This window comes from Megasphaera sp. AM44-1BH, assembly GCF_003467125.1.
Taxonomy (GTDB): Bacteria; Bacillota; Negativicutes; order Veillonellales; family Megasphaeraceae; genus Megasphaera.
Genome location: NZ_QSFA01000001.1, coordinates 294,330 through 310,783 on the forward strand (window position 1 = coordinate 294,330; position 16,454 = coordinate 310,783).

A 16,454-nucleotide genomic window follows, 5' to 3' on the forward strand; every position below is an offset into this window, starting at 1 on the left:
TATAGAGAAAGGACCGTAGTTCATGTACCCCATAAATCTGATTCTCGATGACAAAGAATGCCTCATCCTGGGCGGTGGGGCCGTAGCCGCGCAGAAGGCAAAGGGCCTGCTCGACGCCGGTGCAGTCATTACTGTCCTGTCCCCGTCACTCTGCCCGTCCCTTCAGGAACTGGCCGATCAGGGGGACATTACGTGGCTGAAGAAATTATATGAAGACGGCGATGAAAGCCCCTTTTACCTGATTATCTGCGCTTCCGGCGACAACGAAGCCAACAGCGCCTGTGCCGCAGCGGCCCTCAGCCAGCACAAGCTGGTCAATGTCTGCGACGCCCCTTCGGAAAGCAACTGGACGACGCCGTCCGTCGTCCGCCGCGGCGATATTCTCTGCAGCGTATCGAGCAACGGGAAATCGCCGGCCTTTACCCGCTGGCTGCGGCACCATCTGGAACAGGAAATCACGCCGGCCTGGAGCCAGTGGCTGGACCGTCTGGCCGTCATCCGGGCAGAAGTGCGCTCCCAGATTCCGTCCAGCAAAGACCGGCAGGCCTTCTGGCGTTCGTCCCTTACGGACGAGCTCATGGAACAGGCCCTGGGCGGACAGATGGAAGAAGCCGAACAGGTACTCTGGCAGAAACTGGCCTTCTGGCTCATCGGGAAAGGAGGCCCCCATGCTTCCTGATTCTCTCGTCATCGGGACCCGCCGCAGCCGTCTGGCCCTGTGGCAGGCCGGATACGTCCGCCAGCTCCTGCAAAAGGCCTGTCCCGGTCTTACCATTACCCTGCAGTGCGTCACCACCCGCGGCGACCGCATCACCAACCGGCCCCTCAGCGCCATCGGCGGCAAAGGGCTGTTTACAGAAGAAATCGAACGCGACCTCTATGGTCACACGCTGGATCTGGCCGTACACAGCCTGAAAGATATGCCGTCAGAACTCCCCCGCGGCCTGATTCTGGGTGCTGTCCCGGAGCGGGGAAACGAAAAAGACGCCTTCGTCTCCGTCCGCTACCAGAGTCTTGCTGACCTTCCCGAAGGCGCCGTCGTCGGTACGTCCAGTCTGCGCCGTAAAGCCCAGCTGCTGCACCTGCGGCCGGACCTTGTGGTCTTAGACCTCCGGGGCAACGTCGATACGCGCCTTTCCCGTCTCGATGAAGGGAAATACGATGCCATCATCCTGGCCGCCGCCGGCCTCATACGCCTGGGCCTGGAAAGCCGTATCACCTCCCTTCTTCCGCCGGACGAGTTCCTGCCCGCTGCCGGACAGGGCGCTCTTGCCATCGAAGCCCGGGAAGGCGACGAACCGGTACTTACGCTGCTCCGGACCATTCATGACGCCCGGACAGCGGCGGCCGTCACGGCCGAACGGGCCTATGCTGCGGCCATCGGCGGCAGCTGTCAGATCCCGGCCGGGGCCTTTGCCTCCTGGCAGGGAGACGACTTGCTCCTCCGGGCCTTCATCGCATCCCCCGACGGCCGCACCTGCCTGAGCCGCAGCGCATCGTCTCCGGCAGCAGATGCCCAGAAGCTCGGCTATGAGCTCGGAAAAGATATGCTGAAAGGCGGCGGCGAAGCCCTGCTGCGGTCACTTCGAACTACCATAAAAGGAGATATATTATGACAGGAACCGTCTATCTCGTCGGCGCCGGTCCCGGAGACTGGCGGCTGCTCACCCTCAGGGGAAAAGAATTGCTGGAACGGGCCGATACGGTCGTCACGGACCATCTGGCCGACGACCGGCTTCTGGCCTTTGCCCCACCGGAGGCCGAACGCATCTATGTAGGAAAAACGGCAGGCCATCATACGTTGCCTCAGGAAGAAATCAACGAACTGCTCATCGCAAAAGCCAGGGAAGGCCGCACGGTCGTACGCCTCAAAGGAGGCGACCCATTCGTTTTCGGCCGTGGCGGGGAGGAAGGTGCCGCCCTGTCCCGGGCCGGCATTCCCTTTGAAGTTGTTCCGGGCATTTCCTCGGCCATTGCCGTACCGGCTTATGCCGGCATTCCTGTGACCGAACGGGGCATGGCCTCGTCCTTTGCCGTCGTTACCGGTCACGAAGACCCGCAGAAGAAAGAATCGGCCATCGACTGGGAAAAACTGGCGACCGGCACAGACACGCTGGTCTTCGTCATGGGCGTCCGCAACCTGCCCTACATCACGGCCCGGCTCATGACCAGTGGCCGCAGTGCCGAAACGCCGGCGGCCATCATCCGCTGGGGCACCCGCAGCGACCAGACGACCATCGTGACGACCCTGGGCAGTGCCGCCTATGAAGCCGCCCGCAAGGGCATCACGCCGCCGGCCATCTTCATCGTCGGCGACGTCGTCCGCTGCCGCAGCCGCCTGAGCTGGTTTGAAAACCGGCCGCTTTCGGGCCTTACCATCGGCATCACGCGCACGCGCCGTCAGGCATCGGCCCTTTCGGCCCGGCTGGAAGAACTCGGCGCATCGTGCATCGAAATTCCGACCATCCGCCTGGACGAACCATCGGACCACTACGCCGTCCTCGATCAGGCCATTTACCATCTGTCCTCCTATAACTGGCTGCTTTTTACCAGCAGTAACGGCGTCCACCGTTTCTTCCACCGCCTCTGTGAATTTAAGGAAGACAGCCGGTCCCTGGGAGGCATCCGGCTGGGCGTCATCGGAAGCGCCACGGCAGAGGCCCTCAGCACCTACGGACTGCGGGCAGACCTGATTCCCCCCGAGTACCGTGCCGAATCGCTGGCAGACAGCCTCATTCCCCACCTTTCCCGGCCCTCTAAAATTCTGCTCGTCCGGGCCGAACAGGCGCGCAACGTCCTGCCCGACCGCCTGCGCAGTGCCGGTGCCAGAGTGACCATCGCCCCGGCCTACCGGACCCTGCCCGACAGGGAAACCAGAGACCGCCTCATACCGCTTCTGGAAGAACACGCTCTGGACCTCATTACCTGCACCAGTTCTTCGACGGTTACGTCCCTGCTGGATCTGCTGGGAGACCGCCGCGGCCTTCTGGAAGGGGTATCACTGGCCTGTATCGGCCCCGTGACCGCCGCCACCTGCACCCGCGAAGGGCTCACGCCGGCCCTCGTTGCTTCTACCTATACCATAGAAGGCCTTACTCAGAACATACTCGATTGGAGACGAACTCATCATGAAATATAACGCTTTACGTCCGCGCCGTCTGCGCATTTCTGCCCCGGTCCGCGCCATGGTACGGGAAAACCACCTGTCCGTATCGGACCTGATTTATCCTATCTTCGTCGTTCCCGGCAGCCATGTAAGGGAAGAAATCCCCAGCCTGCCCGGCTGTTACCACCTGTCTGTCGATGAAGCCGTAAAAACGGCGCGCCTTGCCGCATCCCTCGGCATCCCGGCCATCGAAATCTTCGGTCTGCCTGAATACAAGGACGAAACGGGCTCGTCGGCCTGGGACCCAAAGAGCCCGGTACAGCGGGCCATGGAAGCCATCAAGAAGGAACTGCCCGGTCTGGTCATCGTCGGCGATGTCTGTCTTTGCCAGTACACCAGCCACGGCCATTGCGGCAAGCTCTGCGGCCATTACGTCGATAACGACGCGACCCTGCCCCTTCTGGCCCGGACGGCCGTCAGCCAGGCAAAGGCCGGCGCCGATATCATCGCCCCTTCGGATATGATGGACGGCCGTGTCGCCGCCATCCGCACGGCCCTCGATGAAAACGGCTTCCAGAACGTATCCATCATGTCCTACACCGTCAAATACGCCTCGGCTTTTTACGGTCCCTTCCGCGATGCCGCCAACTCGGCCCCGCAGTTCGGTAACCGCCGCCAGTATCAGATGGATCCGGCCAATTCCCGGGAAGCCATGAAGGAAATCGGCCTCGACCTCGACGAAGGAGCCGACATCATCATGATCAAACCGGCCATGACCTACCTCGACATCGTCCGTCAGGCCCGGGACCGCATCGACCGCCCCATTGCCGTCTACAACGTCAGCGGCGAATACGCCATGGTCAAGGCCGCCGCCCGGAACGGATGGATCGACGAAAAGCGTATCGTACTGGAATCGCTTTTGTCCATGAAACGGGCCGGTGCCGATATCATCATCACCTATCACGCCCTGGACGTAGCCCGCTGGCTTGGTGAAAAAGATAGTCTGGAGTTTGAAATTTGATGTTTGGTGTTTAGTGTTTGATGTTTTTCGTTTGACAAAAAACGGATTCTCCTTTGAAATCATCTGTTTCATAGGAGAATCCGTTTTTTTAGTCGTCCTGTCCCCGTTCGACGAGGATCGTATAGGTTCCGTCTTCGTTGTCTGTCACGTCGAAGACGCGGTGTCCGTCGTTTTTCAGGCTCCGCGGAACGTTCTGCATGGCGTCGCCGCTGTTGAGCCGGACAGACAGGACCTGTCCCGGTTCCATATCTTCCAGTTCGACCTTTACCTTGACGTAGGTCACGGGGCAGACGACATCGGTAATATCGATGGTGTTGTCTATGTTCATAATACCTCCCGAACGAGTTGTTCCACTTTGTCCCAGCCTATCCGCTCTACCGTTCTGGCAAAGCGTTCCCCCGGTTTGGCGTGGCTTTCAAAAAAGTCGAGGACCACATCGATGACGCGGTATAATTCGTCTTCCGAGTGAAGGAGTGGCAGGAAATGGCGCCCGATGGTGATCTGCTTGCCATAGAGACCTCCCAGGGACACGTTGTACCCGGCCTGTCCCGTCCAGGCCGACGTCGGGCAGGTGGTCACGCACTTGCCGCAGAAGATGCACTGGTCTTTGGAAAAGGAAAGAGTCTTTTCCTTTTTATTCACTGTAATGGCCGAAGAAGGGCAGACGGCCTGACAGAGACCGCAGAAAATACAGTCGTCGTGATGCCATTGCGGTTCGATGCCGCCTTTGATGCCCAGGTCATTTTCTTCGGTCTTCAGGCAGTTATTGGGGCAGCCCGTGATGCCTATTTTGAATTTGGCCGGAAATTCCCGTCCGCCATAGCGGGCTTCACATTCTTTTGCTATGTGCTGCGTATCGATCAGCCCCGACGGACAGACGGCATTGCCCTGACAGGCCGTAATGGTGCGCAGCCGGGCGCCGCAGACGCCGTTCTGTACGCCCCCTTTTGCCAGTTCTTTTTTTACCGTATCGATGTCTTCCAGGGCGATAAAGGGGATTTCAATGCCCTGCCGGGACGTGAGATGGATATACCCGTGCCCATAGGTCCCGGCGACGTGGCGGATGGTTTCCAGCTGCTGGATTGTCACCTGTCCGCCTATGGTTTTCAACCTCATGGAGAAACGGTCTTTCTGCTTCTGTTTCATGAAGCCGCCTTTTTTCAGTTCCTTGAAATTTGCATCTGCCAATGTTACTCCTCCTCTTCGATGTGTAGTGGCTCTGCTGTGGCCTCACCGTCGCGGATACGGAAACTGCGCAGGACCGGCTTTTCTTCCGCCAGCGACAGGATCAGATAGCGCAGGGACGGGTCGAAGGCCAGCCGTTTGTCTTCGTCCGACGGCCGGGACGGCGTTTCCGGGTGGCTGTGGAAATTGCCGATGAGGGCCAGATTCCGCCGGCGTATATCCCGCAGGACGGCAAACTGCTCTGCCGGATCCATGGAAAAATGTTCCGGGCTGGCATCAGTATTGTTCAGGTAATATACCTTCTCAACGAATGCGTCGTCACCATTTTGTTTTCCCGCCAGAAGGCCGCAGCATTCATTGGGCAGCCCGTCTCTGGCATAGGCCGTCATGGCCTCATAATCAGACCGTGTCAGATGTATCATAGCGACCCCTTCCCCACTTTGCTTTCACAGACAGGCTGCTCATAATCGATGAGCTCATGAATGGCCGGGTCATCGCCGCAGATGGCGCAATGGGGATTATGGCCGATGGGAATCTTGCGGAAGCGCATGGTCAGCGCGTCATAGGTGAGAAGAGCCCCCGTGAGCAGCTCACCCTGGCCGAGGAGATACTTGATGGCCTCTGTGGCCTGTATGCAGCCGATGACGCCGCCGACGGCGCCCAGTATGCCCGCTTCCTTGCACGACGGCACGGCTCCGGCCGGCGGCATGGTGTCGAAGATGCAGCGGTAGCACGGCCCTTTTCCCGGCACATAGGTCAGGGTCTGACCACCAAAGCGGATGATGCCGGCATGGGAAAAGGGATGTCCCCCCAGTACGCAGGCATCGTTGATGAGGAATTTGGCCGGGAAATTATCCGTCGCGTCGATGATGAAATCGTAGTGCTGGTCGTCGATGATCTGGGGCAGTGTCTGGGAATTGACCCATTCATTATAGGTGACGACATGGACGTCGGGATTGAGTCCTTCCAGGGTATGGCGGGCCGAATCGACCTTGCGCTGCCCTACCGATGCCGTGGAATGGATAATCTGGCGCTGCAGATTGGAAAGATCGACCACGTCGTAATCGACGATGCCGATGGTGCCGACGCCGGCTGCTGCCAGATAGAGAGCAGCCGGTGCACCCAGTCCGCCGGCACCGATGACCAGCACCTTGCCGGCCAGGAGCTTCTTCTGTCCTTTGCCGCCGAAGAGAATGATATTCCGGGAATACCGTTCCAGTTGCTCATTTGTCAGTTTCACCGGGAACCGCCTCCCATATAATACAGGAAATCGACGGCGTCGCCATCGTGGAGAACGGTCGTATCAAAATCGTCCCGGCGGATGAACTGCTGGTTGAGCTGGACCGTCACATATTCCGGGGCTTCCACCCGGGCCTCTTTCAGCAGTTCCGTCACACTGAGCGGCTTTTCTGTCTGAAATGGGTCACCATTTACCTGAATCGTCATAGTTATCCCTCCTACAGGACTTTAAAAAGAATTACGAACACAAAGAGCAGGACGATACCCAATCCGAATGTATAGGCGCAGAGTTTCTTTTCGATGGGCTGGAGGGGGAAGTAGGCGTCGGCATCGGCCCCTATTTCCGTTTCGTTATCCTTGCGGCTGATATGATTGTTCGTCTGTTTGTAATAATATTCGTCAGCCTGTGGCAGCTGACGCGATGTCAGTTCTGTTGCCATATACGATCACACCTTTCCTATATCACGATACATATCCCATATACACTTATATGGTCGGCGGGACGATGCCCTGATAAAAGAGCCAGGAAATACCGAGGCCGACCCAGATGATGAATCCCAGAAGTGCCACGGCATAGACACCGGTCACGCGGCCCAGCCCGGCATTCCATAATTTGCGGACATTGGTCACCAGACCGATGGAGAAAAAGCAGAGTCCGAAGAAAACCGCCCGCAGGAGATTGGCCTGGCCGGCGCCGGCTTTGAGTCCGGCAATCAGGTCAGGACGGACGAGGCCGGAGAAAAAGACCACTGCCAGGAGTCCTACGAAGCCGATGATGAATTTCGGGAACCGGTTCCAGATTTCCCGTTTGGAAACACTGCCGGCAGGACGGCTCACGCCATCGCAGCTGCTCAGGTGCCACACCGACCAGACGACGGCCAGAATAAAGGACCAGACACCGATAAAGATGTCGATGAAGACTTTGGCCGTCGTCGTCGCCATGAGGATCCACCCTTCCTGATAGGCTACCCCGGTCTGTTCCAGTACCTGGCTGCGGATGAGCGAATCGGCAATGGCCCCGGAAGCGACGGCACCACCATCACTCTTGACGACCAGTCCCAGCCAGGAGCCGGCTACCATCGGTTCACCGGAAAGGAAGAAAGCGGCGGCAAAGGGCAGAATCAGCAGTTCCACGGCGACGAATACGATAATGACCGAAGCCAGTATAGCCGGGATGATTTGCCGGGCCCGGATGGCACTGCCCGTAGCAATAGCGGCAGCTACGCCACAGATGGAAATACCGGAGGCCATGGGTGCCGCCCATTCCGGCGTGAAATGGAAAAACTTGCGTGCGATGATATAGACTACCGGCCAGTAGATGAGATAGGCTTCGACGACAGCGCACAGTCCCCGGACGATGACCGTCCCGGCCAGACTCATGGCGCTGATAGCCTGGATGCCGATATTGGCGCCGAGGATGACGATGCCCGTCTTGATATACCATTCCGGTTTAGCTGCCACGGAAAGGAAGCGGGCCGCCGACGGGAAGAAATTTCCGATGATGAGTCCTGCCACAAGGGCAAAGACGAAGCCCAGTTCACCCAGGCTCAGGGACCAGGTGATGTGAAAAGCCGCCCGTTTATCCGGCGTCGCTGCCAGATAAGCATAATTGCCGAGTATATTGGCTGCAACGGTAAGCCAGTAGAGAACGGAGAAACCGGCTATGAACCGTTTGATCCGGGCCCCCATGAACCAGGCGCCTATGGTCGTAAGAATAAGGACAAACAGATAGGTAACGACGACGGCTCCGGCACCGCCAAGCCAGGCAAAGGCCGGGGAATTGGCCGCCGCGGCTTTGGCCGGGTCCATCCAGACGCCGAATTTGGCAGCCCAGCCCAGAAGGTTGGCATCCCAGATGCGTCCGGCACCGAGGGCAAAAATGAACAATCCCAGCCACACGGCCCACCAGTCCTCGCTGGAAAGAAAGGCCGAACGGCTCCGCGTATGTAGTTGTGTATCGGTCATGCAAATCACCTCTGACATGAAAATACGAAATGATGGAACAGGAGACCGCCCCGTCATCAGGAAAACGGTTCCCTTTAGATTTCCCTCACCGTCTGATGTCAGGAAATACAGAATGAGTAAAAGCACTGCAATGTTTACGCAAATAGTACACTTTAATTTTTCTCCTGTCAAGGAAATCCGCCCCTTTGAAATAAAAATTTTAGAATTTAATTCTAATTGTTTGACAGGCGATAAAATTGAGTTATAATGGGCTTAATTAAATCAATACCTAATTTATACATTTTACAAAGGAGAATAATATACTATGAAAAAAGTGTACACTGGCATGACCGGCCTCGTAGGTCATACGCCCCTGCTGGAACCGGTCCGCTTCAACAAAAGCCACAATCTGGCCGCCCGCCTTCTCGTAAAACTGGAATACCTGAACCCCGCCGGCAGCGTCAAAGACCGGGTCGCCCTGGCCATGATCGAAGATGCGGAACAGCAGGGCATCCTCCAGCCGGACTCAGTCCTCATCGAACCGACCAGTGGCAATACGGGAATCGGCCTGGCTGCTGCCGCTGCCGCCAAGGGATACCGGGCCATTTTCGTCATGCCAGATACGATGAGTATCGAACGGCGGAACCTCATGGCGGCCTACGGAGCGGAAATCGTCCTGACTGAAGGTTATAAGGGCATGACCGGCTCCATCGAAAAGGCAAAGGAACTGGCCCGGGAAATCCCTCATGCCTTCATCCCCGGCCAGTTTACCAACCCCGTCAATCCCAGGATCCATGAAGAAACGACGGGCCCTGAAATCTTTGAGGACACAGACGGCAAGGTCGATGTGTTCCTCGCCGGCGTCGGTACGGGAGGCACCCTGAGCGGCATCGGCCATTATCTGAAACGGGTCATCCCGTCGGTGCACATCGTCGCCATCGAACCGGCCGACTCGCCCCTGCTCTCCGAGGGCCATGCCGGGCCGCACATGCTCCAGGGCATCGGGGCCAATTTCATCCCCGACACGCTGGATACGCACGTATACGATGATATAAAGACTATCACCACCGAAGAGGCCTTTACGGCTGCCCGGCAGTTCTCCCGCACGGAAGGCATCCTGACGGGCATTTCCGGGGGAGCCGCTCTGGCCGCCGCCGTCTCGTATGCCCGGCAGGATGCATACCGCGGAAAGACCATCGTCACCCTCTTGCCCGACTCAGGAAACCGTTACCTGACCATCCCCGGATTCCTGCGATAATCAAACCTCAAACACCAAACTTCAAACATCAAACAAAAAAGGCTGTCCCATTACGCATTAAGTAAAAATACGTAATAGGCCAGCCTCATTTTCTATTTCCCTCTTGTATTGTTATAGAGAATTGTCTACACTAATACTGAGAACAACTATAAGGAGTACCAATATGGAATTACTCGTCTGGGGCCTGAATCACAAGACGGTCCCTGTTTCCGTGCGGGAGCAGTTCGCTGTACCGCCGGAACGCATCGGCGCTGCCTTGTCGCAAAGCAGCCAATACAATACAATCCAGGAAGCGGTCATCCTCTCTACGTGCAACCGCAGTGAAATCTATGCAGTCTGTCCCGACGGTACGACAGGAGACGTGCTGAAGGATTTCTTCCTGTCCCTGCTGGACAAAAAGCCTGACGTCCGGCCGGATTATTTCTATACGTACAAAGGGAAAGACTGCATGGTCCACCTGCTGCGCGTCGCTTCCAGTCTCGATTCCCAGATCATCGGCGAGGGCCAGATTCTCAGCCAGGTCAAGCAGGCCTATCTGCTGGCCCACGACTGCGGTGCCACGGGGATTGTCCTCAATCTCCTCTTCCATCAGGCCATCGCCACGGGCAAACGGGTCCGGACGGATACGCACATCGCCTATAACGCCGTTTCCGTAAGCTATGCCGCCGTCCAGCTGGCAGAGCGTCTCTTAGGGGACGTGTCAGGAAAGACACTGCTCCTCTTCGGCGCCGGACAGATGGCCGAACTGGCAGCCCGCAATTTTTTAGGGAAAGGTCTTACCCGGCTGTATATTGTCAACCGTCACATCGAACGGGCGCAGAAGCTGGCCTCTCTTCTTTCCGGCACGGCCGTCCATTACCAGAAGGGCGATGACGCCGCCGCCCTGGCCGATATCATCGTCACTTCGACCGGAGCGCCCCATTACGTCTTGACGGAGGAACGGCTGGCTGCCATCATGAAGGCCCGTAAAGGGCGCCCGCTTCTTCTCATCGATATCGCCGTTCCCCGGGATATCGAGCCGTCAGCCGCAGATCTTCCCGGTATTTCCCTGTATAATATCGACGACCTGACGACGACGGTAGAAGAAAATGAAAAATCCCGGCAGCGCGAAGCGGCACTGGCTGCAAACATCGTCCGGGAAGACACGCAGGCACTGTTGCAGCGCTTCCGTTATCTGCCGGTCCGGCCGGCACTCCTGCGCCTGTCGGAAAAAGCCGAAAAGGCCCGGAAACGGGAATTCCGCCGGGCCATGAACAAGCTGCCGGGGCTCACAGACGACCAGTACCGCATCATCGAAACCATGACCCATATGATTGTGCGCAAGCTCCTGCGCGATCCTATGATGCAGACCGTCGGCGCGGCCCGGACCGATAAAGAAGAAGAAACGGTCCGCTCTCTTTCAGATTTATTCAAACTATAACCGATCAAGGAGGCTTTACTCATGCTTACACTGACTCATTCGGAAGCCGCATTCAAGGACGCCCAGGCCCTCATGCCCGGCGGCGTCAACAGTCCCGTCCGTTCGTATGGGCGCGTCCACTGTACGCCGCCATTCATCGCATCGGCCAAAGGCTCTTCCATCACCGATATCGACGGCAATACCTATATCGATTACGTCGGTTCCTGGGGACCAATGATCGCCGGCCACGCCCATCCCCGCGTCGTCAAGGCCCTGCAGGAAGCGGCTGCCCGCGGCACGAGTTACGGCGCGCCGACCCTGCTTGAATCGGAAATCGCCCGTCTCATCAAAACCATCTATCCTTCTATCGAAAAGCTGCGCATGGTCAATTCCGGCACGGAAGCTACCATGAGCGCCCTGCGCGTCGCCCGCGGATTTACAGGCCGCGATAAAATCATCAAATTCCAGGGCTGCTACCACGGCCACGCCGACAGTCTCCTGGTCAGCGCCGGCAGCGGTGCCGCCACCTTCGGCCGGCCCGACAGCCCCGGCGTCCCCGCTGCGACGGCTGCCGACACGATTACTCTTCCCTATAATGACAGCAAGTCCTTCAACCGCATCATGGACGGCTTCGGCAACGACATCGCCGCCGTCATCGTCGAACCCGTCGCCGGCAATATGGGGCTGGTCCTGCCGGAGGAATCGTTCCTGCAGGCCCTGCGCAACCAGACCCAGGCCCACGGCACCATCCTCATTTTCGATGAAGTCATGTGCGGATTCCGTACGGCCCTCCACGGTGCCCAGGCCTATTACGGCATTACACCGGACATGACCTGCCTCGGCAAAATCATCGGCGGCGGCCTGCCGGCGGCGGCCTATGGCGGCAAAGCCTATCTCATGGACTGCGTCTCCCCGGCCGGCCCCATCTATCAGGCCGGGACCCTTTCGGGCAACCCTCTGGCCATGACGGCCGGCATCGAAACACTGCGTATCATCACCGAAGACCCGTCCTATACGGTCCGGGTGACGGCCCATACGACAGCCCTTACAGAAGGGCTGCGCCAGAAAGCGGCCGGAGCAGGCGTACCAGTCTGCGTTCACCAGTCGGGATCTATGTTCAGCCTGTTCTTTACGGACAAAGACGTGAAGAATTTCGCCGATTCGTCCGCGGCTGATCAGGAGGCCTTCGCCGTCTATTTCCAGTCCATGCTGGAACAGGGCATCTACTTGCCGCCATCCCAGTTTGAAACGTGTTTCGTCTCCGGCGCCCATACGGATGATGACATCAGACGGACCATCGAAGCCGCCGGCACGGCCTTTACCGCCGTCGCATCGTACCGGCAAAGCAGGTGATGGCCATGCATTCCGATTATGACATGCTATCCCGGCTCCCCCTGTTTTCCGGAATCAGTGCCGAAAACGTACAAGTCATGCTGCAATGCCTCGGCAGCTGGTTCCAGACACTCCACAAAGGGGAATTTCCCATACTGGCCAAGGACGAAGTCCCCTACGTAGGCATCATCCTCAAAGGGCGGATCCACATGATCCATGAAGATGCCTGGGGCGATACGGCTATATTGTCCGATCTGGGGCCGGGCCATTTATTTGGCGAAACCTTTGCCTGTGGAGCTATGCGCCGGTCGTCGGTCACCTTCCAGGCTGTCCGGGAAACGCGCATCCTGGCGCTGCCGTTCCACAAAGTCCTGCATACGTGCCAGAATTCCTGCCCCTTCCACTACCGGCTCATCGAAAATATGCTGTATATGGCAGCCGACAAAAATGCCCAGCTCATGGAAAAGCTGGAAATCGTCTCCAAGAAGACGCTGCGCCGCAAAATCCTGACCTACCTGTCCTTTCAGGCAGAGCATCAGGACAGCCGGACCTTTGAACTGCCCATGAGCCGCACCCAGCTGGCAGACTACCTCTGCGCCGACCGCACGGCTGTCTCGCGGGAACTAGCCCGGATGAAACAGGAAGGCCGCATCGACTTCGACAAAAACACCTTTACGCTTTTATAAAAAGCAGAGGCTGTCCCCATTGAGCAAAAAAATCGCTATGGGACAGCCTTTGTGGTATGTTTGATGTTTTGGGTTGGTATTTGATGTTTGAGGTTTGATGTGGTTAGTCTGTTTCTGGCAGACGTTCTTTCTGGCAGTGGCAGTCATCGGCTATGGGCTCTTTTTCCTGGAATAATTCTTTGAGTGCCTGTTCTGCCAGTCCGGCCCGGACGCGGTTCAGGGAGTAATACACCCATTTTCCCTCTTTCCGGCCTGTCACCAGACCGGCTTCGCACAATATCTTCATATGATGGGACAAGGTGGGCTGGGACAGATGGATGTATTCCAGAAGGACGCAGGCACAGCGTTCCCCAGACTGCAGCATCGAGAGAATACGCAGGCGGTTCTCATCGCCCAATGCCTTGAATAATTTCGCTGTCTCTCCATACTCCATGTCACACGGCCTCCCGCTACGCATAAATGATATTGATACTTATAACTTCTTTTATCTGTAGTGTACTATTATTGAATATATTTGTCAATATAAAGAGAAAACGAGGAGCGTTTCCATACGGTGTCTGATCCGTATGGAAACGCTCCTCGTTCTATAACAACTGCCGGAATCCCCGTCCTTACGTACGGAAAGATTCCCGGTGCTGGAACAGCAGTTCTGCCAGATGGACAGCCCGGGCACCGCCTAGGAGCAGTCCTTCCATGCAATAATGACAATAGGATACAATTTCATTTCCATGGAAGCGCTGGCAGTATTCCGTCATCAGCTGTTTCTGTTCATCCGGCGTACAATCGCGGAACTTGTCTTTGGCATTGGCATTGCGCGAAAAACGCTGCGGTGCCAGTTTCAGGTTGCGCGGTGGCGCCGGGCGCAGGACTGATACGCCACAGAAGTTCGTCTGTTCCCGGTTGTCGGGCAGTTCTTCTATGGAAATGCCCATACGCCGGAGCAGCGACCGGACCGCATCCTGTTCTCCCCGGCGGTCGAAGGCCCGCCAGCAGTCCTGAAGGATCATCGTCCGGCCCGTAAGGTCCGGCAGAGGGAATGCCCCGTCAGATGCGATGTATTCCCAGAGGGACGTAACGGTGACGCCGGGCTTCGATTCTTCCAGAATGGCCGAACAGTTGTGGCAGAGTGAATACACCATATCGCCGGGCTGGAAATCAGCGCAGTCCGGCAGGCTCTGCCACTGCTCTTTGTACGAATCGGGCATGAGGCCGGTAAAATGGGGCAGCTTGTATTTCGGCACGCAGCAGCGCACGACCTGGATGCCGTGGGCCGTCATATACTGCTGGATCATCTGGCTCAGTTCCGGATAATGCCAGGTAAAAACACAACTGGCAATATAATACGTGTTCATCATAAAACCTCCTTTGACAGGAAGACCATAAGGCCCTGCAGGCACGACGCCTGTTCAGAGTAAACAAACAGGGCAGTACTGCACCAGCAGCACTGCCCAAAGGGATTTATTTCTTAAGCGCCCCGATTCCATAAGGGATGGACAGGAACAGGACGGCCCCGACGATATTTCCCAGCGTAACGAAAAACAGATTATAGGCATACCCGCTGAGGCTGACGGCAGCATCGAACGGTGCCAGCACGCCGACGGTGAGGACGGTCATGTTGGCGATGCTGTGTTCAAATCCGCAGGTAAAGAATGCATAGAGGCACCAGAATACCATGATGAGTTTGGCCACATCGTTTTTGGTCCGGAAACCGCACCAGACAGCCAGACACACGAGGACATTGCACAGGATGCCTCTGGTAAATAGCACCAGTGGCGGCAGGCCCATCTTCATGGCAGCGGCACCAGCCAGAGCCTTTCCCGTCGCCCCCACCGGTCCGGCAGCCGCCAGAAACAGCAGCGACAGGACGATGGCGCCGAACCAGTTGCCCAGGAAGCAGACGATCCACAACTTCACGACTTCACCGGCCGTCACCGTCTTGAGACGCAGGCCATTGAACATGACGAAGGCATTTCCTGTAAAGAGTTCTGCCCCGGCAATGACGACCAGACTCAGGGCGACGCCGAAGGACAGGCCCATGGCGACTTTGGTAAATGGCATGGCCCCTAAGGTGCCGCTTACAGTAAAGGATAAGAGGATGCCAAATCCGATGTAAGCTCCGGCCAGTGCCGAAAGCAGGAAATATCCCAGGGGATTCTTCCGCAGCATAGACGCTTTCGCTGCCGCACCGGCAGCCGATGCAGTGTATTCGTCGTTGTACATACGTTTCTCCTTATTTGAGCGGCAGCGGCTTCTGGAATACGGCTAAATCAGCCGGGTTTACATCTTTGCCGACATAGAACGGTTCCGATTTCAGGCCGACATAGCGGATACCGGACCAGTTGAGGGGACGGTAAATTTCTGCCTTTTTCGGTAAATTCACGTCCTGGAGGATGAATTTGATGAATTCTTCCGGACCCGTACGGTCTACCATGTAACCAATGTGTTCCTTGCCGCCGGGAGCCGTCGGATCAATATATTTCTTGGCAAAGGCATATACGTTGGAGACAATTTTTACGACGCTGTCCGCATCGGCCCATTTAATGAAGTCGATGCCCATGCGCGGGTTCTTCTTGCCGGTCCGTCCAAGGAGAGTAATGCGGAAATACTGTTCCTTGCTGCGCGTCCAGGCACGGTTCGGGCAGGCCCAGGCACATACGCCACAGCCGATGCATTTTTCCACATTGCGGACCGGGCGGAAATTCTTCATCTGCAGGGCTTCGACGGAAAGCTGTTTGCACTTGCGGACACACATGCCGCAGCTGACGCATCGCGTGGCGTCGAACTGGGGTTCGGTCATGCCCATGACGCCGAAGTCATGCATACGCACTTTGTCACAATCGTTAGGACAGCCCGTAAGAGCGACCTTGACGTGGAGGTCGTTGGGGAAAATGGCCTTTTCGATGCGTTTAGCCAGAGCCGTCGTGTCGTAATTGCCAAAGGGACAGACGCGGTTGCCTACACAGGCCATGACGTTCCGTGTACCGGAAGCTTCAAAACCGGCGCCCCGTTCGCTCTGATTGATGTCGAGTTCATCAATGATCGGCTGCAGTGCTTTCTTGACTTCTTCTACTTTATCAAAGGGAATCCCCATGATTTCAAAACCCTGACGGATGGTCAGATGGACTTCGCCATTGCCGTATGTTTCTGCAATATACTGGACCTGGCCCAATACCTTGGCATTCAGGGAGCCACCGGGGACACGTACACGGGCCGAAGCCACATTACGGTGTTTTGTTACCCGGAAAGCGTATTTCTTTAACTTACCACAATTCATATCCATGGCT

The 16,454-nt window shown here is 57.0% G+C and carries 19 protein-coding genes; 8 read left to right on the forward strand and 11 right to left on the reverse strand.

Features of this window, described 5'->3' with window-relative positions; translation table 11 throughout:
* Positions 1 to 22 precede the first annotated feature (22 nt).
* The 4 genes from DW949_RS01370 to hemB are packed head-to-tail and all read left to right on the forward strand — an operon-like array spanning position 23 to position 4,127.
* A complete protein-coding gene (locus tag DW949_RS01370) occupies positions 23 to 679 on the forward strand; it encodes a bifunctional precorrin-2 dehydrogenase/sirohydrochlorin ferrochelatase (RefSeq protein WP_118021482.1) in 657 nt (218 codons plus the stop codon).
* Positions 669 to 1,616, forward strand: a complete 948-nt coding sequence (hemC, locus tag DW949_RS01375) for a hydroxymethylbilane synthase (RefSeq protein ID WP_118021483.1) — start codon at positions 669 to 671, stop codon at positions 1,614 to 1,616. Before DW949_RS01370 ends, hemC begins: the two co-directional genes overlap by 11 nt.
* Positions 1,613 to 3,139 (forward strand): uroporphyrinogen-III C-methyltransferase, encoded by a 1,527-nt coding sequence (cobA, locus tag DW949_RS01380; RefSeq protein ID WP_118021484.1) that lies wholly within the window; start codon positions 1,613 to 1,615, stop codon positions 3,137 to 3,139. The genes hemC and cobA overlap by 4 nt, the downstream gene beginning before the upstream one ends.
* Complete coding sequence (gene hemB, locus DW949_RS01385; RefSeq protein WP_118021485.1) at positions 3,129 to 4,127, forward strand: porphobilinogen synthase; 999 nt, start codon at positions 3,129 to 3,131, stop codon at positions 4,125 to 4,127. The genes cobA and hemB overlap by 11 nt, the downstream gene beginning before the upstream one ends.
* Positions 4,128 to 4,215: 88 nt before the next feature.
* On the opposite strand, the gene DW949_RS01390 is transcribed toward hemB, so the two are convergent.
* Genes DW949_RS01390 through DW949_RS01420 form a run of 7 tightly spaced genes read right to left on the reverse strand, consistent with a single transcriptional unit; the run spans position 4,216 to position 8,516 of the window.
* Positions 4,216 to 4,455 (reverse strand): sulfurtransferase TusA family protein, encoded by a 240-nt coding sequence (locus DW949_RS01390; protein WP_118021486.1) that lies wholly within the window; start codon positions 4,453 to 4,455, stop codon positions 4,216 to 4,218.
* Positions 4,452 to 5,315, reverse strand: coding sequence for a 4Fe-4S binding protein (locus DW949_RS01395; protein ID WP_118021487.1), 864 nt, complete (start codon positions 5,313 to 5,315; stop codon positions 4,452 to 4,454). Before DW949_RS01395 ends, DW949_RS01390 begins: the two co-directional genes overlap by 4 nt.
* A gap of 2 nt (positions 5,316 to 5,317) precedes the next feature.
* On the reverse strand, positions 5,318 to 5,734 hold the full coding sequence (locus DW949_RS01400; protein ID WP_118021488.1) for a M67 family metallopeptidase: 417 nt from the start codon (positions 5,732 to 5,734) through the stop codon (positions 5,318 to 5,320).
* Entirely contained in the window at positions 5,731 to 6,552 is an 822-nt protein-coding gene (locus DW949_RS01405) for a molybdopterin-synthase adenylyltransferase MoeB (protein WP_118021489.1), read from the reverse strand. Before DW949_RS01405 ends, DW949_RS01400 begins: the two co-directional genes overlap by 4 nt.
* Positions 6,549 to 6,758, reverse strand: coding sequence for a sulfur carrier protein ThiS (gene thiS / locus DW949_RS01410; RefSeq protein WP_118021490.1), 210 nt, complete (start codon positions 6,756 to 6,758; stop codon positions 6,549 to 6,551). Before thiS ends, DW949_RS01405 begins: the two co-directional genes overlap by 4 nt.
* 11 nt (positions 6,759 to 6,769) lie before the next feature.
* Positions 6,770 to 6,991: a hypothetical protein gene (locus DW949_RS01415; protein ID WP_118021491.1), complete on the reverse strand. Its 222-nt coding sequence runs from the start codon at positions 6,989 to 6,991 to the stop codon at positions 6,770 to 6,772.
* A 46-nt stretch (positions 6,992 to 7,037) separates the two neighbouring features.
* Entirely contained in the window at positions 7,038 to 8,516 is a 1,479-nt protein-coding gene (locus DW949_RS01420; protein WP_118021492.1) for a putative sulfate exporter family transporter, read from the reverse strand.
* 304 nt (positions 8,517 to 8,820) lie between these two features.
* Here DW949_RS01420 and cysK point away from each other — a divergent pair, with 304 nt between their 5' ends.
* The 4 genes from cysK (at position 8,821) to DW949_RS01440 (ending at position 13,170) form a co-directional block, all read left to right on the forward strand.
* Complete coding sequence (gene cysK / locus DW949_RS01425; protein ID WP_118021493.1) at positions 8,821 to 9,753, forward strand: cysteine synthase A; 933 nt, start codon at positions 8,821 to 8,823, stop codon at positions 9,751 to 9,753.
* 163 nt (positions 9,754 to 9,916) lie between these two features.
* Positions 9,917 to 11,173: a glutamyl-tRNA reductase gene (gene hemA, locus DW949_RS01430; protein WP_118021494.1), complete on the forward strand. Its 1,257-nt coding sequence runs from the start codon at positions 9,917 to 9,919 to the stop codon at positions 11,171 to 11,173.
* 21 nt (positions 11,174 to 11,194) lie between these two features.
* A complete protein-coding gene (gene hemL, locus DW949_RS01435; RefSeq protein ID WP_118021495.1) occupies positions 11,195 to 12,505 on the forward strand; it encodes a glutamate-1-semialdehyde 2,1-aminomutase in 1,311 nt (436 codons plus the stop codon).
* Positions 12,506 to 12,510: 5 nt separating this feature from the next.
* The gene (locus DW949_RS01440; RefSeq protein ID WP_118021496.1) at positions 12,511 to 13,170 is read left to right on the forward strand and encodes a Crp/Fnr family transcriptional regulator; all 660 of its coding nucleotides are present in this window, start codon (positions 12,511 to 12,513) and stop codon (positions 13,168 to 13,170) included.
* Positions 13,171 to 13,273: 103 nt separating this feature from the next.
* Here the strand turns inward: DW949_RS01440 and DW949_RS01445 are convergent, their stop codons facing one another.
* The 4 genes from DW949_RS01445 to asrC form a co-directional block, all read right to left on the reverse strand.
* Complete coding sequence (locus tag DW949_RS01445) at positions 13,274 to 13,603, reverse strand: helix-turn-helix transcriptional regulator (RefSeq protein ID WP_118021497.1); 330 nt, start codon at positions 13,601 to 13,603, stop codon at positions 13,274 to 13,276.
* Between the two features lie 178 nt (positions 13,604 to 13,781).
* Positions 13,782 to 14,525 carry a hypothetical protein gene (locus tag DW949_RS01450; RefSeq protein WP_147349037.1) on the reverse strand — a complete coding sequence of 248 codons (744 nt, stop codon included), beginning with the start codon at positions 14,523 to 14,525 and terminating at the stop codon, positions 13,782 to 13,784.
* Positions 14,526 to 14,628: 103 nt separating this feature from the next.
* Positions 14,629 to 15,390, reverse strand: a complete 762-nt coding sequence (locus DW949_RS01455) for a formate/nitrite transporter family protein (protein ID WP_118021499.1) — start codon at positions 15,388 to 15,390, stop codon at positions 14,629 to 14,631.
* 10 nt (positions 15,391 to 15,400) lie between these two features.
* On the reverse strand, positions 15,401 to 16,450 hold the full coding sequence (gene asrC, locus DW949_RS01460) for a sulfite reductase subunit C (protein WP_118021500.1): 1,050 nt from the start codon (positions 16,448 to 16,450) through the stop codon (positions 15,401 to 15,403).
* Between the last annotated feature and the right edge of the window lie 4 nt (positions 16,451 to 16,454).

Excerpts from the sequence above, each read along its gene's own strand:
- hemB (WP_118021485.1), top strand. The coding sequence starts at position 3,129 with ATGAAATATAACGCTTTACGTCCGCGCCGTCTGCGCATTTCTGCCCCG.
- DW949_RS01370 (WP_118021482.1), top strand. The coding sequence starts at position 23 with ATGTACCCCATAAATCTGATTCTCGATGACAAAGAATGCCTCATCCTG.
- hemA (WP_118021494.1), top strand. The coding sequence starts at position 9,917 with ATGGAATTACTCGTCTGGGGCCTGAATCACAAGACGGTCCCTGTTTCC.
- DW949_RS01445 (WP_118021497.1), bottom strand. The coding sequence starts at position 13,603 with ATGGAGTATGGAGAGACAGCGAAATTATTCAAGGCATTGGGCGATGAG.
- cobA (WP_118021484.1), top strand. The coding sequence starts at position 1,613 with ATGACAGGAACCGTCTATCTCGTCGGCGCCGGTCCCGGAGACTGGCGG.
- DW949_RS01390 (WP_118021486.1), bottom strand. The coding sequence starts at position 4,455 with ATGAACATAGACAACACCATCGATATTACCGATGTCGTCTGCCCCGTG.
- DW949_RS01400 (WP_118021488.1), bottom strand. The coding sequence starts at position 5,734 with ATGATACATCTGACACGGTCTGATTATGAGGCCATGACGGCCTATGCC.
- hemC (WP_118021483.1), top strand. The coding sequence starts at position 669 with ATGCTTCCTGATTCTCTCGTCATCGGGACCCGCCGCAGCCGTCTGGCC.
- DW949_RS01415 (WP_118021491.1), bottom strand. The coding sequence starts at position 6,991 with ATGGCAACAGAACTGACATCGCGTCAGCTGCCACAGGCTGACGAATAT.
- DW949_RS01420 (WP_118021492.1), bottom strand. The coding sequence starts at position 8,516 with ATGACCGATACACAACTACATACGCGGAGCCGTTCGGCCTTTCTTTCC.
- cysK (WP_118021493.1), top strand. The coding sequence starts at position 8,821 with ATGAAAAAAGTGTACACTGGCATGACCGGCCTCGTAGGTCATACGCCC.
- thiS (WP_118021490.1), bottom strand. The coding sequence starts at position 6,758 with ATGACGATTCAGGTAAATGGTGACCCATTTCAGACAGAAAAGCCGCTC.
- hemL (WP_118021495.1), top strand. The coding sequence starts at position 11,195 with ATGCTTACACTGACTCATTCGGAAGCCGCATTCAAGGACGCCCAGGCC.
- DW949_RS01455 (WP_118021499.1), bottom strand. The coding sequence starts at position 15,390 with ATGTACAACGACGAATACACTGCATCGGCTGCCGGTGCGGCAGCGAAA.
- asrC (WP_118021500.1), bottom strand. The coding sequence starts at position 16,450 with ATGGATATGAATTGTGGTAAGTTAAAGAAATACGCTTTCCGGGTAACA.
- DW949_RS01440 (WP_118021496.1), top strand. The coding sequence starts at position 12,511 with ATGCATTCCGATTATGACATGCTATCCCGGCTCCCCCTGTTTTCCGGA.
- DW949_RS01450 (WP_147349037.1), bottom strand. The coding sequence starts at position 14,525 with ATGATGAACACGTATTATATTGCCAGTTGTGTTTTTACCTGGCATTAT.